We start from the raw sequence: 24,884 nt of genomic DNA on the forward strand, positions 1-24,884 counted from the left end.
CATGCGCGTCCTCGTCACCGGCGGCTCCGGAAGGCTCGGCCGCAGCGTCGTGGCCACCCTGGCCGCACGCGGCCACCATGTCACCTCCGTGGACACCGCGCCCCCGCACTCGGCCGACACCGACGGGATCGTCGCCGACCTGCTCGACGACACCGCACGCGAGGAGGTGTTCACCCGCACCCGCCCCGAGGCCGTCGTCCACCTGGCGGGGATCGCGGTGCCCTTCGCCCGCCCCGACCTGGAGACCCTGTCGGTCAACACCCGCCTGGCCTGGGCCGTGCTCTCGGCCGCCGCCGCCCACGGCGCACACTCGGCGACCGCCGCCTCCAGCCCCACCGTCTACGGCTACAACACCCCCTCCTGGAAGCCCCGCTACCTGCCGCTGGACGAGGACCACCCGGTCGCCCCCTGGAACGCCTACGGCCTGAGCAAGGCCATCATCGAGGACACCGCGCGCGCCGTGGCCCGCACCACCGACACCTGCACGATCTCCTGCGTGCGCCCCGGCTACGTGGTCGCACCCGAGGAGTGGCAGGGCGCCCCCACCCAGCTCGGCCACACCATGGCCGAGCGCGTGGCCGACCCCGCCCTGGCGGCCACGTCCCTGTTCAACTACGTCGACGCCCGCGACGCCGCCGAACTGTTCGCCCTCGTGGTGGAGAACCCCGGCACCGTCCCCACCGGCCAGGTGCTCAACGCCATGGCCCCCGACCCCCTCGCTCCCGGCCCCGTCGACACGCTCCTGCCCGAGCACCACCCCACGACCGGCGAGAGCGCCCACACCCTCGCCGACGGCCGTGCCGTGTTCTCCTCCGAACGGGCGCGCACCCTGCTGGGGTGGGAACCCGCCCGCACCTGGCGCACACAACTGCCCCCCGAACAGCACCCCTCCGCCGAACGGCACTGACCAGCGGACGCTCTCCGCTACGCTACAGAGAGGAAAGTGTTTTCCGCCGTGGTGCGTAGTAAGAGGGGAAGCGGTGTGGGGGCCGGTTACGTCACTCTGGAACAGGTCGCCGAGCACGCCGGGGTGTCCCTGGCCACGGCCTCGCGCGTGATCAACGGCAGCACCCGCCAGGTGAGCGAACGCCTGCGCGAGAAGGTGACCGCCAGTGCCCGGGAACTGGGCTACCTGGCCAACGCCTCCGCGCAGACCCTGGCGCGCAACAGCAGCTCACTGGTCGGGCTGATCGTCCATGACATCTCCGACCCCTACTTCTCCTCCATCGCCTCCGGCGTCACCCAGCACACCGAGGAGCGGGACCTGGTCCTGGTGCTGGGCACCACCAGCCGCTCCCATCACAGGGAGAGCCGCCTCCTGGCGACCCTGCGCGCCCACCGGGCCCGCGCGGTGGTGCTGGTGGGCTCGCGCACCACCGACGAGGAGGCCAACAAGCGCCTGGCCAAGGAGATCGACGTGTTCCGCGGCCAGGGCGGCCGAGTGGCGTGCGTGTCCCAGCCCGGCCTGCCCGCCGACACCGTCAGCCCCGACAACCACGCTGGAGCGGCCGACCTGGCCCGCCACCTCATCGCCCAGGGCCACCGCGAGTTCGCCATCCTGGCCGGCCCCACCGACCTGAGCACCGCCCGCGAACGCCTGGACGGGTTCCACTCCGCGCTCTCCTCGGCCGGCCTGGGCCTGGCCCACCACAACGTGGTCCACGGCGACTTCACCCGCGACGGCGGCTACGAGTCCACCCGGCGCCTGATGACCATGGGCACCGACGCCACCTGCCTGTTCGCGGTCAACGACGTCATGGCCACCGGGGCGATGGCGGCCCTGCGCGACCTGGGCAAGAGCGTGCCCGGCGACCTGTCGGTGGCCGGGTTCGACGACATCCCCACCCTGCGCGACCTCACCCCCGCCCTGACCACCGTGCGGCTGCCCCTGGAGGAGATGGGGCGGCGGGCCGCCGCACTGGCCCTGGACGGCGAGCCCGCTCAGGAGCCGCAGGTGGTCACCGTCCGGGGCGAGGTCGTCGAGCGCGCCAGCACGGCACCGCCCGCCCGCTGACCGGACGCCGGTCACGCACTGCCCCGGCGGCGGCCCGCCATGCACGGACACACCACCACGCACCCGCCCACGACAGCCCCACCACCGCGCCCATCACCAGGCGCGAGGTCAGCAGGTGCTCGCGCGGGTACAGCATGCCGGTCAGGTAGTGGTCGCTGACGGCCACCGAGCACACACAAACAGGGCCGGAGTACCCCAAAGGCACCCCGGCCCACCGGCCGCACCGCCCAGTGCTAGGGGGAAGCGGACGCGACCGGCGCGAGCGTGTCGGCGAACACCAGGCCGTGGCCGGGCCCGGTGTCGGCACGCACCCGCCCCCGGTGGAACTCCACACCGCTGGGCTCGGCCAACGCGCCCAGCGCGGCCAAGGACGCATGATCGATGTCCTCGACCATCACCACCGAAGGCAGACACAGAGCCAACTGCCCCGACAGCTCCGGCAACAGGTGCGGAGCCACCGGCACACCCCGGCGCGCCACCGACTCCGCGATCCTCACGAACGGTGTGATGCCCCCGACCCGCACCACGTTCGGCTGGGCCACATCACACACCCCCAACTCCACCGCGCGCTCGAACTCCCCGACCGTGCGCAGGTTCTCCCCGATCGCGAACGGCACAGACGTGCGCCCACGCAACCGCACATGCGCCTCCAGGTCCTGCGCGGGCAACGGCTCCTCGATGAAGTGCAGCCCGAACCCCTCCAGCGCCGACAGCGCCCGCGCAGCCGCGGGCACGTCCCAGCGCTGGTTGGCGTCCACCATCAGCACACCGTCGGGACCGATCACCTCCCGCACCGCCCCCACACGCTCCACATCACGCGCCAGGTCGGCCGAACCCACCTTGATCTTGACCGCCGTGTGCCCGGCCGCCACCCACCCCCGCACCTGCTCCACCAGGTCATCGAGGCAGTAGTCCAGGTTCACCCCGCTGCCGTAGGAGGGTACCGACTCCCGGCGCCGCCCCACCGCCTCCACCAGGCTCACCCCGGCCGCACGCGCCCGCAGGTCCCACAGCGCGATGTCGACCCCCGCCAGCGCCATCAGGGTCAGACCGCTGGTCCCCGCCTCACGCAGGTGCCAGTGCAGCTCCTCCCACCGCGCCGGATGCGCCTCCCGGCCCACCAGCGCGGGCGCGATGTCGTCGTTGACCAGCGCCTCCACCGCCCGCGCCCCGATCAGCGGCGTCCAGGACAGCCCCGTACCGACCAGGCCGCCATCGGTGGCCACCCGCACCACCACCACGTCGTTGCGGTCCACACCCCCGTCCCAGGACCGGTGCAGCGGCAACCGGAAGGCACGGGCGGAGACCTCCCTGACGACGAGCACGCTCACCCCTCCCCGACCAGGGCCAGCCCGGTCTCGATGAGCCGCGACAGATGCGCCTCCTCCTCCGCGGTGGGGTCGGTGAACGGCGCCCGCACCCCGCCCGCCGCCACACCGCGTAGCCGCGCACCCGCCTTGACCAGCGACACCGCATACCCCGGCACCCGGTCGCGCAGACGCACCAGCGGCTCGAAGAACTCCCGCACCAGCGTCTCCGCCAGCGGGGAACCCTCATGAACCGCCTTGAAATAGGCGTTGGCCACCTCGGGCACGAACGCGAAGGCCGCTGAGGAGTACAGCGGCACCCCCACCGCGCTGTAGGCGGGAACCGTCAGCTCGGCCGTGGGCAGCCCGTTGAAGAACGTGAAGTCCCCACCCCGCACACCCCGCACCGCGATCACGATCTGGTGCACGAGCCCCAGGTCGCCCACCCCGTCCTTGAGCCCGACCACCGAAGGGATCCGTGCCAGCTCGGCCGCACTGTCGGGGGTGAACACCATCGTGCCGCGCTGGTAGACGATCGTGGGGATCTCCACCGCCGCCACCACCGTGCGCACGTACTCCACCAGCCCCCGCTGCGGAGCACCCACCAGGTAGGGCTGCAGCAGCAGGATCGCATCGGCCCCCTCCTCCTTGGCGGCCCGGGCCTGCTCGATCGCGGTGCCCACACTGCCGCCCGCGCCCGCCACCACCGGAACCCGGCCGTCGGTGACCCGCACCGAGGTGCGCACCACCGCGGCGTGCTCGGCGGCCGACAGGGCGTGCACCTCACCGGTACCGCACGCCGCGAACACCCCGCCCGCGCCGTGCGCCACACCCGAGGCAACGTGCTCGGCCAGCACACCCTCGTCGACCCCTCCACCCGCGTCGAACGGGGTCAGGGGAAAGAACAGGATTCCGTCGAAGTTCATCTCACTCCTCCAAGGGGCCCGAGGGGGCGGGTCCTCCCCGCCCCCTCGGAAGGGCTCACAGGACGTACTGCACATGGCGGCGGGCCAGGGTGGCGATCACGTCGTGACCGTCGGCCCGCCAGATCTGCTCGTTGAAGATCTCCACCTCGATGTCACCGGTGTATCCGGCCTCGTCCACGGCCCGGCGCAGGGAGCGCACGTCGGCGTGGCCGTCCCCCACCATCCCCCGGCCGCGCAGCGTGTCCGCCGGAAGCGGCAGCACCCAGTCACAGGCCTGGAAGGAGGAGATGCGCCCGCCCGCGCCGGCACGGGCGATCTGCTCGTAGACCTGCGGGTCCCACCACACGTGGTAGGCGTCCACCTCCACCCCCACGGCGGCGGCGTCGAAGCGCTCGGCGATGTCCAGGGCTTGGCCCAGCGTGGACAGCACCGCCCGGTCGGCGCAGAACACCGGGTGCAGCGGCTCCAGCGCCAACTGCACCCCGCGTTCGAGCGCGTAGGGCACGAGATCGGCCAGCCGGTCGGCCATGCGCTCGCGCACCCCCGCCAGGTCGCGCTCGCCCTCGGGCAGGCCGCCCACCACCAGCACCAGGCAGGGCGCGCCGAGTTCGGCGGCCTCGTCGATCGCCCGGCGGTTGTCGTCCAGGGCCGCCGCCGCGTCGGGGCCGGTGAGGAAACCGCCCCGGCAATGCGAGGACACCCGCAGCCCCGAGTCGCGCAGCAGGCGCGCGGCCTTGGCCAGCCCCATCTCGGCGACCGGCTCGCGCCACGTGCCGATGGCGGGCAGCCCGGCCCGCAGGCACCCGTCGACGGCCTGGGCGAGGGTCCAGCGCTGGACGGTGGCCTGGTTGAGGGAGAGCCGGGCGAGGGCGGGATCCCCCGGCCCCGGCGTGGGAACCCCGGCGGGGCGGCCCGAGGGCACGTCCACGGGGGAGGGCACGGGGCTCACTGGTCCACCCCCGACACCCGCAGCAGCGCTGCCATCCGTGAGGCCGCCAGATCCGGGTCGCTGAGGACCCCCGCTGCGTCGGCCAGGCGCACGGCCTGGGCCAGGTGCGGCAGGTCGCGGGCGCTGTGCAGGCCCCCCACCATGTGGAACCCCCTCTGGTGTCCGTTGAGCCAGGCCAGGAACGCGATCCCGGTCTTGTAGTAGAACGTGGGCGCGCTGAACAGGTGCCGGGCCAGGGGCACGGTCGGGTCCATCAGCGCCCGGTAGCGGCCGGTGTCGCCCGAGTCCAGCGCGGCCAGCGCACGGGCGGCGGCCGGGGCGATCGCCGCGAAGATCCCCAGCAGGGCGTCGGAGTGGCCCCCTTCGTCGCCCAGGACCAGGTCGGGGTAGTTGAAGTCGTCGCCGGTGTAGAGCCGCACCCCCTCGGGGAGCAGGCGCCGCAGCCGCACCTCCAGCGAGGCGTCCAGCAGCGAGACCTTGATGCCCTCCACGCGGTCGGCGTGCTCGGCGATCAGGGCGGCCACCGGTTCGATCGCCTCGGCCGGGTCGGCGTAGCCCCAGTACCCGGCCAGTGCCGGGTCGAAGGCCGTGCCCAGCCAGTGCAGGATGACCGGCACCTCGGTGCGGCCCAGGAGCTCCCCGTAGACCTTGGCGTAGTCGCCGGGTCCGGAGGCGACGGCGGCCAGGGCCCGCGAGGCCATGAGGATCGGGGTGGCGCCGCTGTCGCGCACGACGTCGAGTTGTTCCCCGTACGCCGTGATAACGCTTTCCAGGCGGGCGTCCGAGGGGTCGAGCTGGTCGGTGCCCACCCCGCACGCCAGGCGCGCTCCGCGCGCGGCGGCCTCGGCCCCGCTCGTGCGGATGAGCCGGGCGGTGGCCTCCCAGTCCAGGCCCATGCCGCGCTGGGCGGTGTCCATGGCCTCGGCCACGCCCATCCCCTGGTCCCACAGGTGGTGGCGGAAGGCCAGGGTGGCCTCCCAGTCCAGGCGGGCCGGCGCTCCCGGCGCATTGGGGGCGAGCGGGTCGGCGACCACGTGCGCGGCAGCGTAGGCGGTCCGGGTGCGGGGCGGGGGCAGGGGGGAGGTGTCGGCGGGGGTGCCGCTGAGGGTGTAGGGCTCCAGGGCGCCCTCGGGGGTGGGCAGGAGCAGGGTGCTCATGGGAGGGCGACCTCCTGCAACTGCACGGTGCGGCCGGTGCGCGCCGACTCCAGCCCGGCCTCGGCCATCTGCAGGCCGCGCGCTCCGGCGAGGAGGTCGTGGGGGAAGGGGGCCCCGAGGGCCACGTGCCGGAGGAAGGCCTCCCACTGGGCGCGGAACCCGTTGGGGAACTCGGCGTTGTCGGGCACCCGGGTCCACTGGCCGCGGTAGTCGTTCGGGTCGCCGATGTCGGGGTTCCACACCGCCTTGGGGGTGGCCGACCGGTGCTGGACCCGGCAGGTGAGCAGTCCGGCGACGGCGCTGCCGTGGGTGCCGTCGACCTGGAACTCCACGAGTTCGTCGCGGTCCACGCGCACGTTCCAGGAGGAGTTGATCTGGGCGATGACGCCGCCGTCGAGTTCGAAGATGCCGTAGGCGGAGTCGTCGGCGGTGGCGTCGTAGCGCGTGCCCTGCTCGTCCCAACGGTGGGGGACGTGGGTGGCGACCTTGGCGGTGACGGCCCGCACCTGCCCGAAGAGGTGCTCCAGGATGTAGTGCCAGTGCGGGAACATGTCCAGCACCATGCCGCCGCCCTCCTCGGCGCGGTAGTTCCAGCTGGGGCGCTGCCCGGGCTGCCAGTCCCCCTCGAAGACCCAGTAGCCGAACTCGCCGCGGATCGACAGCACCCGACCGAAGAAGCCGGAGTCGATCAGGCGGCGCAGCTTGAGGATGCCGGGCAGGAACAGCTTGTCCTGCACGACGCCGTGCCGCACCCCGGCCTCCTGGGCGAGCTTGGCCAGTTCCAGGGCCGAGGCCAGGGTGTCGGCGGTGGGCTTTTCGACGTAGACGTGCTTGCCCGCGGCGATGGCGGTGCGCACGGCGGCCTCGCGGGCGTGCGTGATCTGGGAGTCGAAGTAGATCGACACGTCCTCGTCGGCCAGGACCGCCTCCAGGTCGGTCGAGTAGCGCTCGATGCCGTGGCGTTCGGCGATCTCGCGGAGCTTGTGTTCGGAGCGCCCGACCAGGATCGGTTCGGGGATGATCCGGGAGCCGTCGGGCAGGCGCAGGCCGCCCTCCTCGCGAATGGCCAGGATCGAGCGGGTCAGGTGCTGCCTGTACCCCATGCGTCCGGTGACGCCGTTCATGGCCACACCCAACACGTGATCACCCATGGGTGGATACCACCTTTCCGTGTGAAAGCGCTTTCCAGACTACGGCAAACCACCCTCCCAACACCAGTGGGATCGCGGAGGTCCGTCCCTCCCCTGGTCGGAGGGGTACCGGGGCGCCCCCTTCAACGGGTTCCCCGCTGTCGGCTACCGTCGGCAGGGTGAGCAACCAGGAGTCCCGCCCCGGCGAACAGCGGATCTGCACGGCCCGGCCCGTCCCTGAACCGCCCGCTGCCGAACTGCTCGCGCCGCGGCGGGTCCCGCTGGGCGGACCCCGTGCGATGCCGGTCCTGCGGTCGCTTCCCGATAGGCGTCGCCGCATGATCGGCGCGTGGTGCTTCGCCGACGTCTTCGGCCCCGCCGACGTGTCCGAGGGGGAGGGGATGCAGGTCCCCCCGCACCCCCATATCGGCCTGCAGACCGTCACTTGGCTGGTCCGGGGCGCGGTCCGCCACCGCGACGGCCTGGGCTCGGACCGGGTGGTCCGCCCGGGACGGCTGGGCCTCATGGCCGCGGGCCGGGGCATCGCCCACTCCGAGCGCTCTCCGGTGGGGCGGCCGCCGGTCCTGCACGGGGCGCAAATGTGGGTGGCGCTGCCCGAGGCCGAACGCCACGGCCCGCCCCGCTTCGAGTACCACGACGACCTGCCCGTGTTCACCCTGCCCGGTGCCCGGGTGACCGTCCTGGCCGGGCAGGTTCACGGGCACCGCTCCCCCGCCCGCACCCACACCCCGCTCATGGGCGCCGAGGTCGTCCTGGCGGCCGGGGCCACCGCACCTTTGGCGTTGCGCGGGGATTTCGAGCACGGCGTGCTGGCACTGGACGCCCCGCTGCGGGTACTCGGCCACCAGGTGGAGGCCGGGGCGCTGCTGTACCTGGGCCCGGGGCGCGAAGAGGTCGTCCTGAGGACCGACCGCGACGCCCGCCTGCTGGTGATCGGAGGGACCCCCTTCGCCGAGGACCTGCTGATGTGGTGGAACCTCGTGGGCCGCGACCACGACGAGATCGTCGCGGCCCGCGCCGACTGGGAGCGGGCCCGCACCGAGGGGGACGCCCGCTTCGCCCCCGTGGCCGGGGACACCGGCCCCGCGCTGCCGGCCCCGGAACTGCCGGGCGTCCGGCTGCGACCCCGTCCGCCCTGAGCCGCGCACGCCACGCGCGCCGCCCGGATCGACCAAAGACGTCTCCCATACCTGTCTCGTCCCGTGTGTCGCCGACGGCGAGCCTCGACAAAACGCCTATAGAAGCCCGAAGATCCGAGACGTGAAGGCGAGTGGATCCCCTCATCCGCGCTCCTGTGCCCACACCCTGCTAGCGTTCGCCTTGCGAACGACGGGATGGATTCGGGAGGCCTGAACATGGTCCAACACACGCGCGAGCAGTGGGGGACGCGCGCGGGCTTCCTGATGGCGGCCATCGGGTCCGCCGTCGGGCTGGGTAACATCTGGCGCTTCCCCTACATCGCCTACGACAACGGGGGCGGCGCCTTCCTGGTGCCCTACCTCGTCGCCCTGCTCACCGCCGGGATCCCCCTGCTGATCCTGGAGTACGCGGTCGGGCACCGGTTCCGCTCCTCACCACCGCTGGCCTACCGGCGGCTGTGGCGCCCGGCCGAGGCGATCGGCTGGTGGCAGGTGGCGATCTGCTTCGTGATCGCGGTCTACTACGCCGTGATCATCGCCTGGGCCATCCGCTACACCTTCTTCTCCGTGGGGCAGCGGTGGGGCGAGGACCCCGACGCCTTCTTCTTCGGGACCTTCCTCCAGGTCGGCGAGGAGCCCGGCATGGTCTCCGGCTACGTCGCCGGGGTGGCCTGGCCCCTGATCGCGGTGTGGGCCGTGGTGCTGGCCGTCCTGGCGCTGGGCATCCGCAACGGCGTGGAGAAGGCCAACCGGGTCTTCATCCCGCTGCTGGTCGCCCTGTTCCTGATCCTGGTCGCCCAGGCCCTCACCCTCGACGGCGCCGCCACGGGGCTCAACGCGCTGTTCACCCCCGACTGGGGCGCCATGGCCGACGGCGGGGTGTGGATCGCCGCCTACGGGCAGATCTTCTTCTCCCTGTCGGTGGGCTTCGGGATCATGGTCACCTACGCCTCCTACCTGCGCTCCAGGACCGACCTGACCGGGTCCGGCCTGGTCGCCGGGTTCGCCAACAGCTCCTTCGAGATCCTGGCCGGCATCGGCGTGTTCGCCGCGCTGGGCTTCATGGCCACCAGGACCGGCACCGCCGTGGACGAGGTCGCCACCTCCGGGCTGGGGCTGGCCTTCGTCGCCTTCCCCCAGATCGTCTCCAGCCTGCCTGTGGGCGCCGACCTGTTCGGCGTGCTGTTCTTCGCCTCACTGGTGGTGGCCGGGCTCAGCTCACTCATCAGCATCGTGCAGGTCATCGTCTCGGCCGTGCACGACCGCACCGGGCTGGGCCGTGTCCCCACCGTCCTGCTGGTGGGCGGCGCCACCGCGCTCGCCTCGATCCTGCTGTTCCCCACCCACGGGGGCCTGTTCTTCCTCGACGTGTTCGACCACTTCATCAATCAGTACGGCATCGCCCTGGCCGCCCTCGTGCTGATCGTGGCCGTGGCCTGGATCGCCCGCAGACTGCCGATGCTCCAGCGCCACGTCGACGCCGTGTCCTCGGTCAAGCTGGGCCTGTGGTGGCGCCTGACCCTGGGCGTGCTCACACCGGTGCTGCTGGGGCTGATGATGTGGGACAGCCTGCGCGCCGAACTGGCCCAGAACTACGGCGACTACCCCACCGGCTTCCTGCTCGCCGCGGGCTGGGGTGTGGCCGTCGGAGCCATCGTCTTCGGCGTGGTCGTCTCGCTCGTGCCCTGGCGGACCGCCGACGCACTCGCGGCCCGGGACTCCGAGGCCGCCTCGCACAGCACGAAAGGGGAGCGGTGATGTCCACCAGCGCCGTCGTCATGATGGCCGTCGCCATCGTCCTGGTCTGGGGCGGCCTGCTCGCGGCCGTGCTCAACCTGCACCGCAACCCCGAGGAGCCCGAGCACCGGGACTAAGGCGCAAGGTGTGTGCGGGGGCACCCCCCGCACACACCCCTTTCCCGCCTACGGTCCGTCCCCGACCGGTACCCTCCTGGGGACCCCGTCTTCCAAGGAGCCCCGTGCCAGCGACCCGGTACCTCTACCTTGCCCGACACGCGCACGCCGACCCCGAGACCGGCGACCTGACCCCCGAGGGTCGTCGCCAGGCCGAGCAGTTGGGGCGGCGTCTGCGCGCACTCAAACCCGACACGCTCCACCACGGCCCCCTGCCCCGTGCGTCCCAGACCGCGCGCACGGTCGCCGAACACCTGCCCGGTGTGCTGTCGCAGTCCGTCCCCGAGGCCGGCGACTACGTCCCCCACGTGCCCACCCGTGCGGAGCTGCCCGACGAGTACGCCGACCGGGTGCTGGCCTTCCTCGAAGGGCGCCCCGCCTCCGAACTCGACGCCGGGCCCGACCTGGCCCGCCGGGCACTGGACCGGTTCACCGGCCCCACCGACGACACCGATACCCACGACGTGGTCATCACCCACGCCTACCTGGTGGCGTGGGTGGCCAGCCTGGCGCTGGGCACCCCCTCCTGGAAGTGGGTGGACCTGGCGCCGGCGAACGCGGCGCTGACCGTCATCCGCTACAGCCCGCGCCGCTTCCCCACCGTGCTGACCTACAACGAGGTCTCCCACCTGGACCCCGACCTGCGCTGGACCGGCTTCCCGGACGAGCTGCAGATCTGAGGCCCTCAGGCGAACAGTTCCCGGGGGTCGGCGTCGGCGCACTCGCTGATGCGTCGGCGCTCCGCCTCGGACAGGACGACGCCGCGGCGGTCCAAGACCTTGAGCAGGACCCGGGCCTCACCCTCCAGCAGACCCTGCTCGACCCCTTCCTGGACGTAGCGTTCGGTGAACGCACTCGAATACCGGTACGTGTCGGTCGCCATGATCTCCTCCACCCTGCGACGGGAATCCTCGTCCAACAGCGTCAGCGTGTACTGAGTGTAGTCGGCGGCGGTCGCCTCATCGAGGGAGGCGAAGCCCTCCAGGAGGGCTTTGAGGGCGCCCGGGGCCTGCGGGTCCGCCGTCGCGTCCAGGATCGCCATCAGGGGCGACCGGGTGACCTCGCGCGGGTCGGTGAAGGCGCTCAGGCGGCCCGGCCCCAGGACGAGGGAGCGAAACAGGTGCCGCGGGCCCACCCGGAGGTCCGCGTCGAAACGGTCCGCGGTCGACTGCTTCGGGCACACGGCCAGGACCGCGGCCTCGCACGCGTGGACGTCGGCCACCGACCCCGCGTCATGCGCCCACCTGCGGAACTTGTACTCGCGGTACTCGTTCTGCACCTCGACGATCACCATCCGCGTGTGCCCGTGGTCCTCCAGCACCGCGTTGACGGCACTGTCGAGCAGTGCGACGACCGCGTCGGCTCTGCGCTCCACGGGGACCGCCTCTCCCGGGTCGGCGCACTGCAGCACCGCCTGGTCGTATACGGGGACCTCCACACCCAGGTGTTCGGATAGCAGACGGGGAGCCAGTTCGGGGCACTCCTGGAAGAGCCGCACCCGAACCTCGTGCTCAGCGGAAACAGGAATGTACGCAAAGCTATCGGAACGGGACCGTGCGTCTGGGTGGTTTCCCCCATCCCGTATCAAGCGGGCACCCGCCCCAGGGCCCGCACATCCCCCTGCGCCGGGTGTAGGCACCGAAGCCGACCTGCGTCGATCACCCGTGCGGACCTCTGGAACACTGGTCTGCCATGGGAAAGATCTACGACGCCATCGACGACCGACTCGCGCGTTTCCTCCTCGACCAGCCGGTGTTCTTCGTGGGCACCGCACCGCTGGACGCCGACGGACACGTCAACGTCTCCCCCAAGGGCATGAGCGGGACCTTCGCGGTCCTCGGTGAGCGCCGGGCGGCCTACCTCGACTACAGCGGATCGGGGGTGGAGACCATCTCCCACCTGCGCGAGAACGGACGCATCGTGCTCATGTTCTGCGCCTTCGACGGGCCGCCCAAGATCGTGCGCCTGCACGGGCGCGGACGCACCGTGCTCGCCTCGGACCCCGAGTTCACCGAACTGCGCCCGTACTTTCCCAAGGAGCGCACGGCCGGGCAGCGCTCGATCATCGTGGTCGACGTGGAGCGCATCTCCGACTCGTGCGGATTCGCCGTCCCCCTGATGGAGCTGCAAGGGGACCGCGACCTGCTGGACCGCCTCCAAGAGCGCAACGGGGGCGGGGTCCCCAGCCCCACCAGTATCGACGGGCTGCCCACCGTCGCGGCCACCGACTGATCGGCCTGGTCGGCCCATGACCGGGCCGTGCCATCCTGGACCAATGCAACGGGCCACCGTGGATCTGCGCTTCGCACCCGAACTGCGGTTCTTCCTCCCGCCGCGCCACCGGCACGGCACCGTCCGCGCCGACCACGACGGAACCGCCTCCCTGGGCCACGTCGTGCAGTCCCTGGGCGTGCCCCTGACCGAGGTCGGCGGCCTGTACACCGGCGGCGACCGCCTCCCCCTCGCCCACCGGCCCCGCCCCGGGCAGAGGGTCGAGGTGGCTGCCGCCGCGCGCCCCCAGGCGCTCCCACCCCGATTCCACCCGCCCCGCTTCCTGCTGGACGTGCACCTGGGCACCCTGGCCCGCCGCATGCGCCTGCTCGGCATCGACACCGCCTACGACAACGACCGCGACGACCCCTCCCTGCTCGCCCAGGCCAACGCCGAGCACCGCGTCCTGCTCACCCGCGACCGCGGCCTACTGCTGCGCCGAGCCCTGCGCGCCGGAGCCCACGTCCGCAGCCACCGCCCCGACGAGCAGCTCGACGACGTCCTGGAGCGCTTCGCCCCACCCCTGGCGCCCTGGACCCGGTGCGTGCACTGCAACGGCCCGCTCGCCCCCGTGGCCAAGGAGGAGGTCGCCGAACGGATCCCCGCCGGCACCCGCGCCACCTACGACACGTTCGCGCGCTGCCAGGTGTGCCGGAGCGTGTTCTGGCCCGGAGCCCACCACGACGAACTCACCCGGATCGTGGCCCGGGCCGCCGCACCTCGTACCCGGCCCTGACCGGGCCCAGATCGCACGCACCCGAACCCGTGGCCTTCCACAGCCCCGACCGGAGTGGGCCGCGAACGGTCGGGTGCGGGCGGGGCGGGTATCCCTAACGTCGGTGGTGACCAAGGGAGGCGACACCGTGCTGGAGAGGCTGAACCGGGCCCTGGAGCAGATCGAGGCCGACCCCGGGGCACCGCTGGACACGGAGCGGATGGCGCGCACAGCGCTCACCTCCGAATACCACCTGCGCCGACTGTTCTCCGCGCTGTCGGGGATGGCGCTGTCGGAGTACGTGCGTCGGCGCAGGCTCACCCTGGCCGGAGCCGAAGTGGTCGATGGCCGCCGCGGCCTGCTCGACATCGCGGTGTCCTACGGCTACGGCTCGCACGAGGCCTTCGCCCGGGCCTTTCGCGCCCAGCACGGCGTAGGCCCCGCCGAGGCCCGGCGGACCGGCGCGGTGCTCACCTCCCAGCCCCAGATGAGGTTCCGCCTGACCATCGAAGGGAGCACCGCCGTGCGCTACCGCATCGTCGACAAGGAGGCCTTCCGCCTCGTCGGCCCCCGCGCCCGCGTCCGACTCGTCCACGAGGGGGACAACCCCGACATCGGCGCGTTCGTCCGGAGCATCGACCCGGCCACCACGGAACGGGTGGAACGGCTCTCCGACCAGGAGCCCCGCGGCGTCCTGGCCGCCACCGCCGACGTCGCCCCCGGCTACGAGGAGGGCAGCGAACTGGACTACCACCACGCGGCGGCCACCTCCGCCCCCGCACCCGAGGGCATGGACTGCCTGGAGGTGGAGGCCGGAGCGTGGGCGGTCTTCCCCCGATCCGGCCCCACCGGGGCCTTCCCACAGGCCCTGCAGCGCCTGTGGGCCGACGCCTTCGCCCACTGGTTCCCCTCCCAGCCGTCCTATCGGATGCGGCCGGGGCCCAGCCTGCTGCGGGTGGAGTACACGGCCGACCGCACCAGTGCCGAGGCCCAGCTGTGGCTGCCGGTCGAGAGGGTGTGAGGGGCGGGCCCGCCGGTGCCGTGGCCGCGCATCCGCGCGGCCACGGCACACCCGCTCAGACCAGGGCGTGCCCGTAGGAGAGCGAGAGCGCCTCCAGGTCGGGCTTGCCGTAGCGGGCGACCATCGCCTCGAACCGGGCCTGCTTGTCGGCGCCGAATCGGCGGACCCTGCGCGCGTAGGAGGCGGCCGAGACGAACACCGGCGGGCTGCTCTTGCTGTGGAACTTGTCGGCGTACATCACCACCTCCTCCTCGGCCGATCCGGCCGTGTAGTCGTCCTCGGGGATCGGCAGCCCCTGCGAGCGCACGTCGGCGCGGGTGATGCCCACCCCCGTGTGGCAGGAGCAGAACCGGCACAGCGCCTCGCCGAACCCCCGCGCGCGCAGCGCCTCGTGGCCGAGCACACCGTGGCGCACGTAGTGCGCCCCGTCGAGCGCCCCCGAGGCGTCCATCAGCCGGTACACGCCGATGTCGTGGAGCAGGCTTCCGGCCCGCACCAGCTCCAGGTCCACGTCGAGCCCGCCGCGCTCGACGAGCCGCTCGGCGATCTGGCACACGATCCGGCAGTGCGTGTGGACGAGGTCGAACGCCGCACGGGTGGGCGCGAGCTCGGCGTGCAGCGCACGGATCTCCTGGTCCGTCGGAATCGGCATACCCGGACTCTACGGGGGCTCGGGGACCGCTCCGGCCGCCGCCCCCTCAGCGCGCGGGTGAGGAGCGGTGAGCCTGCGGGGTGCGCCTGGCGAACCGGGGGGCTCGCTCGGAGCGCACCCCCACGCCCACCAGGTAGGCGGGTACCGCCGACAGCCGGGGCACCGCCCGGACCAGGGCCACCAGCGGTTTGGGTGGGCTGGGTCGCCGGCCCTGCAGGATGGGGCCCACGATCTGCCGGTGCAGCACCTGCTGCAGTCCCTGCACGAGGACGGTGGGCAGGCCGCGGCGGCGGCGCACGGCGGCCAGGTCCCGTCCGGTGGGGCGTCGGCGCCGGAGTGGGCCGGCCAGCAGCCGCGCGGTGGCCACGGCGTCCTGGACGGCCAGGTTGATGCCGACCCCGCCCAGGGGGGACATGGCGTGCGCGGCGTCGCCGATACACAGCAGGCCGTCGGTGTGCCAGCGGCGCAGGCGGTTCAGCCGCACGTCCAGGTGTTTGACGTCGTCCATGGAGGCCACCTGGTCGATGGTGTCGGCCAGTTCGGGTGCCAGTGTGACCACTTCGCGGCGGAAGGCCTCGATACCGCGCGAGCGCAGGTCGGAGTCGGTGCCCTTGCGGCCCAGGTAGGCGATCTGGACGTAGCCCTCGCGTGGGATGACGACCATGATCCTGCCCAGGCCGGTCCTGGGAGTGAGGGAGGGCAGGACGGAGTCCTCGACGGGGACCTTGAACCACCAGGCGTCGAAGTCCACACCGAGTTCGCGCACGGGCAGGCCGGAGGTGCGCCGGGCCATCGACCAGCGGCCGTCACAGGCCACGGTCAGGTCGGCGCGCAGTTCGCCGTCCCCGTCGGGGCCGCTGTAGCGCACGCCCGCCACGCGGCCCTGCTCGTGGAGCAGGCCGGTGGCCTCGGTGCGCATGCGCAGGGTGAAGGCGGGTTCGTCCCGGCCGGCCTCGGCGAGCAGGTTGAGCAGGTCCCACTGGGGGACCATGGCGATGTAGGGGTGGGCCAGGCGGCGCAGCCGGGTGAAGTCGCCGAAGACGACCCGTTCTTTCTCGACGTCGAAGGCGATCTTCTCGATCCTGCTCTGGGGCAGGGCGGCGAACCTCTCGCCCAGGCCCAGTTCGTCCAGCAGGTCGAGTGTGCTGGGGTGCACGGTGTCGCCGCGGAAGTCGCGCAGGAAGTCGGCGTGCTTCTCCAGCACGGTGACCTCCACGCCGGCGCGGGCCAGCAGCAGGCCCAGCACCATACCGGCGGGTCCGCCGCCGATGATCGCGCAGGTGGTCGTCTCGTTCATGGTGGCTCCGTCCTTGGAACACGACCCGATCTATCTCCACAAGCGTAGAATTCTACGCTTGTGGATGTCAACGCCTGTGGAATTTTCTGCGGGGCCACGGGGGCGGCCCCGCGCCGGTGGGATACCCGGTACCTGGAGGGATGTAGAATTCCACGCACAGGGAATTGGGGGGGAGGGTGCCATGGCCACCACCGAACCGCGGCGCGCGAACCAGCGGCCCGGCGGACGCAGACCGGGCCGCAGCGGCACCAGGGAGGCCATCCTGGCCGCCGCGCGCGAACAGTTCGCCGCCAAGGGCTACACCGGCACCACCTTCCGCGGCATCGCCGCCCAGGCCGGGGTCGACCCCGCACTGGTCCGCCACTTCTACGGCACCAAGGACCAGCTCTTCGCCGCCACCATGCACATCCCCTCCCAGGTCTTCGGAGACGTGGAGAGGGTCCTGCTCACCGGCGGCCCCCACGGACTGGGCGAGCGCCTGGCCCGCACCTACCTGGGTCTGTGGGAGGACCCCGCCACGGCCGCCCCGCTCGCCGCGCTGGTGCGCACCGCCCTGACCACCGACCAGGGCGCCGACCTGCTCAGGAACTTCCTCCAGGGGCGCCTGCTGGAGAAGGTCACCCCCGCGCTGGACCAGGACCGGCCCCGGTTGCGCGCCGAACTGGCCGTCTCCCACCTGATCGGCACGGCCCTGGCCCGCTACGTCCTGCGGGTCGAACCGATCGCCTCACTGGAGACCGACGAACTCGTGGCAGTCCTGGCCCCCACCCTCCAGCGCTACCTCACCGGCACGATCTGATCCGGCGCCGGTCAGGCGCGCAGGAACCGCCCCACCGCCTCCGTCTGCCCCAGGACCGCGTGCCCCACCCCGGGCAGCAGCACCGCCTCGGCGTCGGGAAAGTGCGCACGCACCCGCCGCAGCGTTTCGCGGGGGTCGATCATGGCGTCGCGCTCACCCACGAGCACCTGCACCGGCACGGACAGGCCCGCCAACTCCCGGTCGGAGAAGACCGGGAGCCGCTCCGTGCGCGGCCGGAAGCAGGAGAAGACCTCCACCGTGAAGTCCAGTGCCTCCCGGTGCTCGGGCGCGCCCAGGCCCGCCACATGCGCCGCCGAACGGCGCAGACCGCGCCGACCGAACAACCGCCACACCAAGAACCGGGGCAGCCACTTCGCCGTCGTCTGCCTGCCGATACCGGCCGGGCACAGCAGCGCCAGCCGCTCCACCCGCTCCGGGCGGCGCACCGCGTAGTCCAGCGCCGTCCACCCGCCCAGCGACAGGCCCACGAACGCCGCGCGCTCCACACCCAGGCCCTCCAGGACGTCGTCCAGCCACAGGGCCGGCGCCTCCGAGCCCAGCACCGGCCGCGAGGGCGCGCTCAGCCCCGCCTCACCCACCAGGTCGACGGCGTACACGCGCCGGTCCCGGGACCACTGGGCGACGTCGCCTCCCCACGTCGCGGAGTTGGCGCCCGACCCGTGCAGCAGCACCACCGGCGCGGCTCCGCTCGGCCCGCAGGCCAGCACGAACGTCTCCCCCTCCCGGGTGGGCACGCGCAGGTGCTCGGCCGGCACCGGCCACCTCTCCAGCATCCGGCCGTACAGCGCCAGGACCCGCTCGCGGCCCGCCTCGGACGAGTAGATCCCCTTCACGCACCCACCAGCCCCTCGATGTACTCCAGCATGCGCGCGGTGTCGGCCAGGGAACCCATGAGGACGACCTTCATCCGCGCCCGGGCCGGGTCGTAGACCGCCTGCACCCGCAACGGCTCCTCCTGCGGCCCCCGCCCGGTGGCCGAGGCGGTCACCAGGGTGGTCAGGCGGTGGGCCGTATCGGGCGGGAGGGCGTCGACCTCCACGATCGCCGAGACCTCGCTGCGCCGCTCGCGCCGCACGCTCTCCCCCACCGGCGGGGGCACCGGGCGGCCGGTGAAGGCCTCCAGGTCCTCCTGCGTGATCCGGTACTGCTTGCCGATGCGCACGGCGGTGAGCCGCCCGTCGCGTACGTAGTTGCGGACGGTGCGCGCGTGCAGCCCCAGGTGCTCGGCGACCTCGTCCACAGAATAGAGCCGTTCTTTCATGCAAAAGACTCTATATTCCTCAAACTTCTATGACAACAGAGTACTTTGAGGAAAACAGGGGGGATGCGGGTGACCTCGCGCACCCTCACGCCACCGGGAAGGGCACACCCCGCTCCCGCTCCGGACGCGCACCGAGGATCCGCCGCTCGCCCTCACCGATCAGCACATCGTTGATGCTCGCCTCACGGCGCCGCATCAGCCCGCCACCGTCGAACTCCCACAACTCGTTGCCGTAACTGCGCCACCACCGGCCCTGCCCATCGCGGCTCTCGTACTGGAAGCGCACCGCGATCCGATCCGCCCCGAACGCCCACAGCTCCTTGCGCAGCGCGTAGTCCAGCTCGCGCTCCCACTTGCGGGCCAGGAACTCCTCGATCTCGGCCCGGCCGGTGACGAACACACCGCGGTTGCGCCACACCGAATCGGGCGTGTACGCCAGCGCCACCCGCGCCGGGTCACGGGTGTTCCAGGCGTCCTCGGCCGCCTGGACCTTGGCTCGGGCACTCTCCTCTGCGAAGGGCGGAACGGGCGGACGGACCATGGCGATCTCTCCTCTGGCTGCGGCGGTATCCCGACAGAGGCCATCGTGCCCGCCCCACCGGCCCCGCGCCCCGTCCCGAAAGACAGCCACCCCACACATCCGGACACCCCGACCCGGTACAGTCCCCCCCATGCCGCCGAGGAACATCGCCGTCCTGGCCTATGACCGGGTGCGCCTGCTCGACGTCACCGCACCACTGGAGGTCCTCAGCACCGCCACCCGCCTGGGCGCCGACTACACCCTCACCCTGTGCTCCCCCGACGGCGGGCCCGTCACCACCGCCTCCGGCACCCGCCTGATGGTCGACGCGCCCGCCACCGGCATAAGCACCGTCCACACCCTCATCATCCCCGGAGCCCCCGACCTGCCGCTGCACCCCAGCCCGGACGGACTCCCCGCCGCCCTCAACGCCCTCGCCAACGGCGCCACCCGCATCGCCTCCGTGTGCACCGGTGCCTTCGCCCTGGCCCGCGCCGGACTGCTCGACCAGCGCCGCGCCACCACCCACTGGCGCCACACCGCGCTCCTGGCCCGCCTCCACCCCCGTGTCCGGGTCGAGCCCGACGCCATCTACGTGCGCGACGGCCACCTGCTCACCTCGGCGGGCGTCAGCGCCGGAATCGACCTGTCCCTGGCCCTGGTGGAAGAGGACCACGGCCCCCACCTGGCCCGGGCCACCGCCCGCGACCTGGTCGTCTTCCTCCAGCGCCCCGGAGGCCAGTCCCAGTTCTCCGTCCCCGCACGCACCCCGCCGGCCACCGACGGCCGACTGCGCACCGCGCTGGAGGCGATCGCCGCCGACCCGGCCGCCGACCACTCCGCACCCCGCCTGGCAGCCCTGGCCGGGATGAGCCCACGGCACCTGACCCGGCTCTTCGGCGCCCATCTCGGCCGCACCCCCGCCGCCCACGTCGAGGCCGTCCGGCTCGAAGCCGCACGCGCCCTGCTGGAGGCCGGGGACAGCGTCACCGGCGCGGCCCGGCGCAGCGGCCTGGGCAGCGACGAGTCACTGCGCCGCGCGTTCGCGCGCCACCTGGGCACCACACCCTCGGCCTACCGGGGCCGCTTCCACAGCACCGCCTGAACCGGCCCCGGGACAGCGCCCGCTACCCGTCCGCCTCCAGCAACTCCAGCGTGTAGCCGTCCAGGTCCCTGGCCAACCCCACCACCACGTTGCCCAGTGTCGGCTGAGGAGCGGGCTCCAGCACGACCGTGCCCCCGGCCTCCTCGATCCGCTCGGCCGCGGCCGCCGCGTCGTCCACATAGAAGACCAGCTTGACCGGGTTGCCCTCGTAGTCGACCTCACGGCCGTCGGTGTAGTGCATCAGCACCACCGACGCACCCCGCGACCCGTCGTCGAACCCGAGCACGATCTCGTCCATGAACCCGGGGATCTGGTAGGTCGTCAGCTCCCGCATCCCCAGCGCCTCCTGGTAGAACTCCGAGGAGCGCTCCAGGTCGCTCACCCCGATCCCCGCCGCGCTCATCGTGTCGGCCTGGACCGAGGGGGAGGGCGACGCCGACTCCGACACCTGCGCGGCGGACTCCTCCGGGGCACCGCCCTGCCCGCCGCAGGCCGCGACGCCCAGGGCCACAAGAGCCGCCCCCAGGGCGGACAGGGACACGCGGGCCGCGGCCCGGCCGGTGACGAACGCTGATGACGTCTGCATGATGGGGGCCTCCCACAACCGATCCGGAACCGGGACGAGCGTTCACCGTCGCACAACCGCCACCGGTACCCCCATCCCGGAAACGACCGGCGCCACCGGGGCGGCCCCGACCACTGGCCACCCCAGTGCCACCTCCCACTAGGACATACGCTCGATGACCATGGCCATGCCCTGGCCGCCGCCCACGCACATGGTCTCCAGACCGAACTGCTTGTCGTGGAAGCGCAGCGAGTTGATCAGGGTGGTGGTGATGCGCGCGCCGGTCATCCCGAAGGGGTGGCCGACCGCGATCGCACCGCCGTTGACGTTGAGCCTGTCCTCGTCCACCCCGAGCTCACGGGAGGCCGGAACGACCTGCGCCGCGTAGGCCTCGTTCATCTCCACCAGGTCGATGTCGCCGATACCCAGACCCGCGCGGGCCAGGGCCCGCCTGGAGGCCTCGACCGGGCCCAGGCCCATGATCTCCGGGCTCAGGGCGCTCACGCCGGTGGAGACGATGCGCGCCAGCGGGGTCAGACCGAGCTGCGCGGCCTTGGTGTCGCTCATCACCACCAGCGCCGCCGCCCCGTCGTTGAGCGGACAGCAGTTGCCCGCGGTCACCGTCCCGTCGGGGCGGAAGACCGGCTTGAGCTGGGCGACCTTCTCCAGGGTGGTGCCGGGGCGGGGGCCGTCGTCGGCGCTCACCACGGTGCCGTCGGGCAGCGTGACGGGGGTGATGTCGCGCTCCCAGAAGCCGTTGGCGATGGCCTTCTCCGCCAGGTTCTGCGAACGGACGCCGAAGGCGTCCTGCTCCTCACGCGTGGTCCCGGTCAACTGGGCGACGTTCTCCGCGGTCTGGCCCATGGCGATGTAGACGTCGGGCAGGTTCCCGGCCTCACGGGGGTCGGCCCAGGTCCGGCCGCCCTCAGCGAAGACGGCACTGCGGTCCTGGGCCTGGGCGAAGACGGGGTTGCGGGTGCCCGGCCAGCCGTCGGCGCTGCCCGAGGCGAACCGGCTCACCGCCTCCACACCCGCGGAGACGAACACCTCGCCCTCCCCGGCCCTGATGGCGTGCATCGCCATGCGGGTGGTCTGCAGGCTGGAGGAGCAGTACCGGTTGACGGTGGTGCCGGGAAGCCCGTCGAACCCGGCCAGCACCGCCACGGTGCGGGCGATGTTGAACCCCGACTCCCCGCCGGGCTGCCCGCAGCCCATGAGCAGGTCGTCGATCTCGGCCGGGTCCAGCTCCGGCACCTGGTCCAGGGCCGCGCGCAGCATCTGCACGGCCAGGTCGTCGGCGCGTATCTCCTTGAGCGAGCCCTTGACCGCGCGTCCGATCGGGGAACGGGCGGCGGCGACGATCACGGCTTCGGTCATCGGTTCTCTCCTTTGTGGATACCCCCGGCTTCAGCCGGGGAAGGAAACGCAGCTCCGGTCGATGCTGGAGTACAAGTGCGCCTGGTACGGGCGCGAACTCGTCGTGATCGACCGCTGGTCCCCCAGCAGCAGGCTGTGCGGGGCCTGCGGCACGGTCAGGCGAGGATGCCGCTGAACGTCCGCGAGTGGACGTGCGAGTGCGGTACCACGCATGACCGTGATGTGAACGCGGCACGCAACGTCCTGGCCGCCGGGCTGGCGGCGTCTGCCTGTGGAGACGGTGTGAGACCTCAACGGGAGTCCTCCCGGACGGGGCGGTCGTCGGTGAAGCAGGAACCCCAGCGGGCGACCGCTGGAATCCCCCGCTTTTAGGCGGGGGAGGAAGTCAAGGCGATACCTCTTTCTCGGTGTCAACGGAGGGGGACGTGTGCGCACGGGGTGCACGCACGAGTCTGAGCTGGGACGCCGAGGCCAGGTGGGTGCCGGCCTCGCTCCACACGTCGATGGCCTCGCTCACCCACCCGCCCGGGTCGACGGCCGTCGTGCGCGCGTCGACGAGCACCCAGTCGAACCGCGCATCCGGATCGGCCGTCACGTGCACGTTCAGCGAGACGGTGGGCACGGCCACCAGGTCGGTCAGCACCGCCGCGTAGGAGGGCGCCAGCGCGTCGACCAGGACGAGCAGCCGCTCGGCGGCGTCGGCCACCGGCTCGGTCAGCCGCACCCAGGCGCACAGCCGCGGCTCGGCGGCCCCGCTGTAGGGCAGGCCCTCGGTGGCCGGGAGGATCCGCATCCGGGTGGAGATCGGCACGAACTCCGGCGGCGGCCGGAACTCCCGCGCCCGCTCGCGCGGCACCAGGCCCGAGGGCATCGGCGGCACCAGCGCAGGGAACCCGCCGGCGGCACCGGAAGCGCCGAACACACCGTCGGCACTGACCACCGGCGCCGTACCCTCCCGCGCCCAGGCGTGGATGGCGGTCACCGTCGCCCCCGTTCTGGCCACCGACGGCTCAACCCGCACGGGGCCGCCCACGGGTGCGAGGAAACGCGTGTTCAGCGACACCAGGGAGCGCCCGGGAGGCGCCAGGGCGCGCATCCGCCGTGCCATCAGGGCGGCGGCCAGCCCTCCGTGGAGCCCGCCGAAGCCGTGGAAGTCCCGCAACCGCTCGGGGGCCAGAGCGGCGTGGTCGGCCAGCACCCCTTCCAAGGTCAGGCTCATGTCCGCACTCCTTCCGTTTCCGTGGCCGCGGGCCGGCGCACACCCAGCGCCACGCAACCCGAGGCCAGAGCCAGGCCGGCGATGATCCACCATCCCGCGCGGAAGGCCTCCGACTCGGGCCGTACCGCGTGTTCGCCGCCCAGGACGGCGACCAGGACCGCCACCCCCAGGGCCAGCCCGATCTGGCGGGAGGTGTTGAGCACCGAGGAGCCGGTCGCCGAGTGCTGTCGGGGCAGGCCCGCCGTCGCGGTGGCCAGCGCTGAGGGCAGGCACAAGCCGACCCCGGCACCGGTCAGCAGCATGCCGACCAGGACCCCGCCCACGTAGTCGGGTTCGGGCCGGGCGAAGAGCGCCCACCAGCACACCCCGGCGGCGAAGAGCACCGATCCGGCGGCGATGACCGGACCGGGCCCGATCCGTGCGGCCAGACGGCCCGAGAGCACCGACACCGGCGGGACCAGGAGCGGCCCGGGGGCGAGCGCGAGCCCGGCCCACAGCACCTCCCACTGCCAGACCTGCTGCAGCCACAGCACCGACGACAGCAGCATCGCGCCGAAGGCCGCGTTGAACAGCACGGTGTTGGCCGCCATCAGGGAGAAGTTCGGTGCGCCCAGCACGGCACGGTCCACGATCGGGGCCGGTGAGCGCAGCACGCTCAGGCACAGCAGCGCCGCACAGACCAGCGCCGCCGCCCCGAATCCGAGGGTCGGGCGCGCCGACCACCCCCAGTGCTGGCCCTCGACCAGTGCCGTCACCAGGAAGGAGACCGCTCCCGTCAGCAGCAGCGCCCCGACCGGGTCGGGGACGCGGCCGCGGTCGCCGGGCGGGTTGGGCAGGACCCGCACGCCCACGGCCACCGCGGCCAGGCCCAGCGGGACGTTGACCAGGAACACCCACCGCCAGCTCGCCTCGGCCAGCAGCGCCCCGGCCACCGGTCCGAGTGCGGCCCCCAGCCCGCTCAGGGCCACCCACAGGCGCACGGCGCCGGCGCGGCGCTCGGCGGGGGTCGCGGTGAGCACCAGTGCCAGTGAGGTGGGGACCATCAGGGCCGCCCCCGCCGCCTGCAGGACGCGGAAGGCGACCAGGAGGGCCAGGTCCGGGGCGGCCGCACACAGGGCCGAGCCTGCGACGAACACCGTCATCCCGGTCAGGAACACCGGCTTGTTGCCGTACCGGTCGCCCAGGCCTCCGGCCGGGACGAGCAGCGCCGCGAACGCGATCGTGTAGCCGTTGACGATCCATGACAGCTCGGACAGGCCGGGCACCGACAGGTCCGCGGCGATGTCGGGCAGGGCCACGTTGACGATGAACAGGTCCAGCGCCGCGAGTAGCACCCCCACCGCGACGACGGGCAGGACGGGCGGAGGGGCGGTGGGGGCACCGCGACCGCCACGAGTGAGTTGCTTCATGCAACTTAAACTAGAGATTAGAGTTTCTTCACGCAACCCACTAGGGTGGTGTCCGAGGACACACCCGGCACACACAGCGGCAACGAGAGAGGCGAG

At 72.6% G+C, this 24,884-nt stretch carries 26 protein-coding genes and 1 pseudogene; 12 read left to right on the forward strand and 15 right to left on the reverse strand.

What is annotated here, in order from left to right; all coding sequences use genetic code 11:
* The first annotated feature begins 1 nt into the window (after window position 1).
* Both ACFHWE_RS16625 and ACFHWE_RS16630 read left to right on the forward strand, forming a co-directional pair.
* A complete protein-coding gene (locus ACFHWE_RS16625; RefSeq protein WP_416602561.1) occupies window positions 2–907 on the forward strand; it encodes an NAD-dependent epimerase/dehydratase family protein in 906 nt (301 codons plus the stop codon).
* Window positions 908–982: 75 nt separating this feature from the next.
* On the forward strand, window positions 983–2,014 hold the full coding sequence (locus tag ACFHWE_RS16630; RefSeq protein ID WP_416602562.1) for a LacI family DNA-binding transcriptional regulator: 1,032 nt from the start codon (window positions 983–985) through the stop codon (window positions 2,012–2,014).
* Window positions 2,015–2,247: 233 nt separating this feature from the next.
* Here the strand turns inward: ACFHWE_RS16630 and ACFHWE_RS16635 are convergent, their stop codons facing one another.
* From ACFHWE_RS16635 to ACFHWE_RS16655, 5 genes are read right to left on the reverse strand one after another with little or no spacing between them, the layout of a single operon-like run.
* Window positions 2,248–3,339 carry a mandelate racemase/muconate lactonizing enzyme family protein gene (locus ACFHWE_RS16635; protein ID WP_416602563.1) on the reverse strand — a complete coding sequence of 364 codons (1,092 nt, stop codon included), beginning with the start codon at window positions 3,337–3,339 and terminating at the stop codon, window positions 2,248–2,250.
* Window positions 3,340–3,341: 2 nt separating this feature from the next.
* Window positions 3,342–4,247 (reverse strand): 5-dehydro-4-deoxyglucarate dehydratase, encoded by a 906-nt coding sequence (locus ACFHWE_RS16640; protein ID WP_416602564.1) that lies wholly within the window; start codon window positions 4,245–4,247, stop codon window positions 3,342–3,344.
* 55 nt (window positions 4,248–4,302) lie between these two features.
* Window positions 4,303–5,196: a sugar phosphate isomerase/epimerase family protein gene (locus tag ACFHWE_RS16645; protein WP_416602565.1), complete on the reverse strand. Its 894-nt coding sequence runs from the start codon at window positions 5,194–5,196 to the stop codon at window positions 4,303–4,305.
* Window positions 5,193–6,353 (reverse strand): dihydrodipicolinate synthase family protein, encoded by a 1,161-nt coding sequence (locus ACFHWE_RS16650; protein ID WP_416602566.1) that lies wholly within the window; start codon window positions 6,351–6,353, stop codon window positions 5,193–5,195. The genes ACFHWE_RS16645 and ACFHWE_RS16650 overlap by 4 nt, the downstream gene beginning before the upstream one ends.
* Window positions 6,350–7,504: a Gfo/Idh/MocA family protein gene (locus ACFHWE_RS16655; RefSeq protein ID WP_416602567.1), complete on the reverse strand. Its 1,155-nt coding sequence runs from the start codon at window positions 7,502–7,504 to the stop codon at window positions 6,350–6,352. Before ACFHWE_RS16655 ends, ACFHWE_RS16650 begins: the two co-directional genes overlap by 4 nt.
* Window positions 7,505–7,662: 158 nt before the next feature.
* On the opposite strand from ACFHWE_RS16655, the gene ACFHWE_RS16660 reads away from it, so the two are divergent.
* From ACFHWE_RS16660 to ACFHWE_RS16675, 4 genes are all read left to right on the forward strand, one after another.
* On the forward strand, window positions 7,663–8,643 hold the full coding sequence (locus ACFHWE_RS16660; protein ID WP_416602568.1) for a pirin family protein: 981 nt from the start codon (window positions 7,663–7,665) through the stop codon (window positions 8,641–8,643).
* Window positions 8,644–8,859: 216 nt separating this feature from the next.
* Window positions 8,860–10,401, forward strand: coding sequence for a sodium-dependent transporter (locus tag ACFHWE_RS16665; protein WP_416602569.1), 1,542 nt, complete (start codon window positions 8,860–8,862; stop codon window positions 10,399–10,401).
* Window positions 10,401–10,517, forward strand: coding sequence for a methionine/alanine import family NSS transporter small subunit (locus tag ACFHWE_RS16670; protein ID WP_416602570.1), 117 nt, complete (start codon window positions 10,401–10,403; stop codon window positions 10,515–10,517). Before ACFHWE_RS16665 ends, ACFHWE_RS16670 begins: the two co-directional genes overlap by 1 nt.
* Before the next feature lie 104 nt (window positions 10,518–10,621).
* Window positions 10,622–11,236, forward strand: coding sequence for a histidine phosphatase family protein (locus ACFHWE_RS16675; RefSeq protein WP_416602571.1), 615 nt, complete (start codon window positions 10,622–10,624; stop codon window positions 11,234–11,236).
* A gap of 5 nt (window positions 11,237–11,241) precedes the next feature.
* Here ACFHWE_RS16675 and ACFHWE_RS16680 read toward each other — a convergent pair whose 3' ends face one another.
* On the reverse strand, window positions 11,242–12,054 hold the full coding sequence (locus tag ACFHWE_RS16680; RefSeq protein ID WP_416602572.1) for a hypothetical protein: 813 nt from the start codon (window positions 12,052–12,054) through the stop codon (window positions 11,242–11,244).
* Between the two features lie 194 nt (window positions 12,055–12,248).
* Between ACFHWE_RS16680 and ACFHWE_RS16685 the strand changes: the two genes are divergently transcribed.
* The 3 genes from ACFHWE_RS16685 to ACFHWE_RS16695 all read left to right on the forward strand — a co-directional run bounded on the left by ACFHWE_RS16685 (window position 12,249) and on the right by ACFHWE_RS16695 (window position 14,563).
* Entirely contained in the window at window positions 12,249–12,788 is a 540-nt protein-coding gene (locus tag ACFHWE_RS16685) for a pyridoxamine 5'-phosphate oxidase family protein (protein WP_416602573.1), read from the forward strand.
* Between the two features lie 43 nt (window positions 12,789–12,831).
* Window positions 12,832–13,563: a Mut7-C RNAse domain-containing protein gene (locus ACFHWE_RS16690; protein WP_416602574.1), complete on the forward strand. Its 732-nt coding sequence runs from the start codon at window positions 12,832–12,834 to the stop codon at window positions 13,561–13,563.
* 127 nt (window positions 13,564–13,690) lie between these two features.
* On the forward strand, window positions 13,691–14,563 hold the full coding sequence (locus tag ACFHWE_RS16695; protein WP_416602602.1) for an AraC family transcriptional regulator: 873 nt from the start codon (window positions 13,691–13,693) through the stop codon (window positions 14,561–14,563).
* Between the two features lie 55 nt (window positions 14,564–14,618).
* Here ACFHWE_RS16695 and ACFHWE_RS16700 read toward each other — a convergent pair whose 3' ends face one another.
* Together ACFHWE_RS16700 and ACFHWE_RS16705 are read right to left on the reverse strand one after the other, a co-directional pair.
* On the reverse strand, window positions 14,619–15,215 hold the full coding sequence (locus ACFHWE_RS16700; protein ID WP_416602575.1) for an HD domain-containing protein: 597 nt from the start codon (window positions 15,213–15,215) through the stop codon (window positions 14,619–14,621).
* Window positions 15,216–15,261: 46 nt separating this feature from the next.
* A complete protein-coding gene (locus ACFHWE_RS16705) occupies window positions 15,262–16,512 on the reverse strand; it encodes an FAD-dependent oxidoreductase (RefSeq protein ID WP_416602576.1) in 1,251 nt (416 codons plus the stop codon).
* A 181-nt stretch (window positions 16,513–16,693) separates the two neighbouring features.
* Between ACFHWE_RS16705 and ACFHWE_RS16710 the strand changes: the two genes are divergently transcribed.
* The gene (locus ACFHWE_RS16710) at window positions 16,694–17,311 is read left to right on the forward strand and encodes a TetR/AcrR family transcriptional regulator (protein WP_416602577.1); all 618 of its coding nucleotides are present in this window, start codon (window positions 16,694–16,696) and stop codon (window positions 17,309–17,311) included.
* Window positions 17,312–17,322: 11 nt separating this feature from the next.
* Here the strand turns inward: ACFHWE_RS16710 and ACFHWE_RS16715 are convergent, their stop codons facing one another.
* From ACFHWE_RS16715 to ACFHWE_RS16725, 3 genes are all read right to left on the reverse strand, one after another.
* Window positions 17,323–18,165 carry an alpha/beta fold hydrolase gene (locus tag ACFHWE_RS16715; protein WP_416602578.1) on the reverse strand — a complete coding sequence of 281 codons (843 nt, stop codon included), beginning with the start codon at window positions 18,163–18,165 and terminating at the stop codon, window positions 17,323–17,325.
* Entirely contained in the window at window positions 18,162–18,593 is a 432-nt protein-coding gene (locus ACFHWE_RS16720) for a helix-turn-helix domain-containing protein (protein ID WP_416602579.1), read from the reverse strand. The genes ACFHWE_RS16715 and ACFHWE_RS16720 overlap by 4 nt, the downstream gene beginning before the upstream one ends.
* 85 nt (window positions 18,594–18,678) lie before the next feature.
* Window positions 18,679–19,134: a nuclear transport factor 2 family protein gene (locus ACFHWE_RS16725; RefSeq protein ID WP_416602580.1), complete on the reverse strand. Its 456-nt coding sequence runs from the start codon at window positions 19,132–19,134 to the stop codon at window positions 18,679–18,681.
* A 130-nt stretch (window positions 19,135–19,264) separates the two neighbouring features.
* On the opposite strand from ACFHWE_RS16725, the gene ACFHWE_RS16730 reads away from it, so the two are divergent.
* Window positions 19,265–20,218 (forward strand): GlxA family transcriptional regulator, encoded by a 954-nt coding sequence (locus ACFHWE_RS16730; RefSeq protein WP_416602581.1) that lies wholly within the window; start codon window positions 19,265–19,267, stop codon window positions 20,216–20,218.
* Between the two features lie 22 nt (window positions 20,219–20,240).
* On the opposite strand, the gene ACFHWE_RS16735 is transcribed toward ACFHWE_RS16730, so the two are convergent.
* Window positions 20,241–20,804, reverse strand: a complete 564-nt coding sequence (locus ACFHWE_RS16735) for a VOC family protein (RefSeq protein WP_416602582.1) — start codon at window positions 20,802–20,804, stop codon at window positions 20,241–20,243.
* Window positions 20,805–20,942: 138 nt separating this feature from the next.
* On the reverse strand, window positions 20,943–22,160 hold the full coding sequence (locus ACFHWE_RS16740; protein ID WP_416602583.1) for an acetyl-CoA C-acetyltransferase: 1,218 nt from the start codon (window positions 22,158–22,160) through the stop codon (window positions 20,943–20,945).
* Between the two features lie 49 nt (window positions 22,161–22,209).
* On the opposite strand from ACFHWE_RS16740, the pseudogene ACFHWE_RS16745 reads away from it, so the two are divergent.
* Window positions 22,210–22,532, forward strand: a pseudogene (locus ACFHWE_RS16745) (zinc ribbon domain-containing protein); the annotation flags it as partial.
* A 13-nt stretch (window positions 22,533–22,545) separates the two neighbouring features.
* Here ACFHWE_RS16745 and ACFHWE_RS16750 read toward each other — a convergent pair.
* Window positions 22,546–23,379: an acyl-CoA thioesterase gene (locus ACFHWE_RS16750; protein ID WP_416602584.1), complete on the reverse strand. Its 834-nt coding sequence runs from the start codon at window positions 23,377–23,379 to the stop codon at window positions 22,546–22,548.
* Complete coding sequence (locus ACFHWE_RS16755; protein ID WP_416602585.1) at window positions 23,376–24,788, reverse strand: MFS transporter; 1,413 nt, start codon at window positions 24,786–24,788, stop codon at window positions 23,376–23,378. Before ACFHWE_RS16755 ends, ACFHWE_RS16750 begins: the two co-directional genes overlap by 4 nt.
* Between the last annotated feature and the right edge of the window lie 96 nt (window positions 24,789–24,884).

The sequence above is a fragment of the Nocardiopsis sp. LOL_012 genome (genome assembly GCF_048060475.1).
Lineage (GTDB): Bacteria > Actinomycetota > Actinomycetes > Streptosporangiales > Streptosporangiaceae > Nocardiopsis.

Coding starts and splice junctions, on each gene's coding strand:
- ACFHWE_RS16625 (WP_416602561.1), top strand. CDS start 2: ATGCGCGTCCTCGTCACCGGCGGCTCCGGAAGGCTCGGCCGCAGCGTC.
- ACFHWE_RS16700 (WP_416602575.1), bottom strand. CDS start 15,215: ATGCCGATTCCGACGGACCAGGAGATCCGTGCGCTGCACGCCGAGCTC.
- ACFHWE_RS16650 (WP_416602566.1), bottom strand. CDS start 6,353: ATGAGCACCCTGCTCCTGCCCACCCCCGAGGGCGCCCTGGAGCCCTAC.
- ACFHWE_RS16655 (WP_416602567.1), bottom strand. CDS start 7,504: ATGGGTGATCACGTGTTGGGTGTGGCCATGAACGGCGTCACCGGACGC.
- ACFHWE_RS16685 (WP_416602573.1), top strand. CDS start 12,249: ATGGGAAAGATCTACGACGCCATCGACGACCGACTCGCGCGTTTCCTC.
- ACFHWE_RS16705 (WP_416602576.1), bottom strand. CDS start 16,512: ATGAACGAGACGACCACCTGCGCGATCATCGGCGGCGGACCCGCCGGT.
- ACFHWE_RS16740 (WP_416602583.1), bottom strand. CDS start 22,160: ATGACCGAAGCCGTGATCGTCGCCGCCGCCCGTTCCCCGATCGGACGC.
- ACFHWE_RS16730 (WP_416602581.1), top strand. CDS start 19,265: ATGCCGCCGAGGAACATCGCCGTCCTGGCCTATGACCGGGTGCGCCTG.
- ACFHWE_RS16755 (WP_416602585.1), bottom strand. CDS start 24,788: ATGAAGCAACTCACTCGTGGCGGTCGCGGTGCCCCCACCGCCCCTCCG.
- ACFHWE_RS16710 (WP_416602577.1), top strand. CDS start 16,694: ATGGCCACCACCGAACCGCGGCGCGCGAACCAGCGGCCCGGCGGACGC.
- ACFHWE_RS16720 (WP_416602579.1), bottom strand. CDS start 18,593: ATGAAAGAACGGCTCTATTCTGTGGACGAGGTCGCCGAGCACCTGGGG.
- ACFHWE_RS16735 (WP_416602582.1), bottom strand. CDS start 20,804: ATGCAGACGTCATCAGCGTTCGTCACCGGCCGGGCCGCGGCCCGCGTG.
- ACFHWE_RS16665 (WP_416602569.1), top strand. CDS start 8,860: ATGGTCCAACACACGCGCGAGCAGTGGGGGACGCGCGCGGGCTTCCTG.
- ACFHWE_RS16670 (WP_416602570.1), top strand. CDS start 10,401: ATGTCCACCAGCGCCGTCGTCATGATGGCCGTCGCCATCGTCCTGGTC.
- ACFHWE_RS16725 (WP_416602580.1), bottom strand. CDS start 19,134: ATGGTCCGTCCGCCCGTTCCGCCCTTCGCAGAGGAGAGTGCCCGAGCC.
- ACFHWE_RS16640 (WP_416602564.1), bottom strand. CDS start 4,247: ATGAACTTCGACGGAATCCTGTTCTTTCCCCTGACCCCGTTCGACGCG.
- ACFHWE_RS16750 (WP_416602584.1), bottom strand. CDS start 23,379: ATGAGCCTGACCTTGGAAGGGGTGCTGGCCGACCACGCCGCTCTGGCC.
- ACFHWE_RS16690 (WP_416602574.1), top strand. CDS start 12,832: ATGCAACGGGCCACCGTGGATCTGCGCTTCGCACCCGAACTGCGGTTC.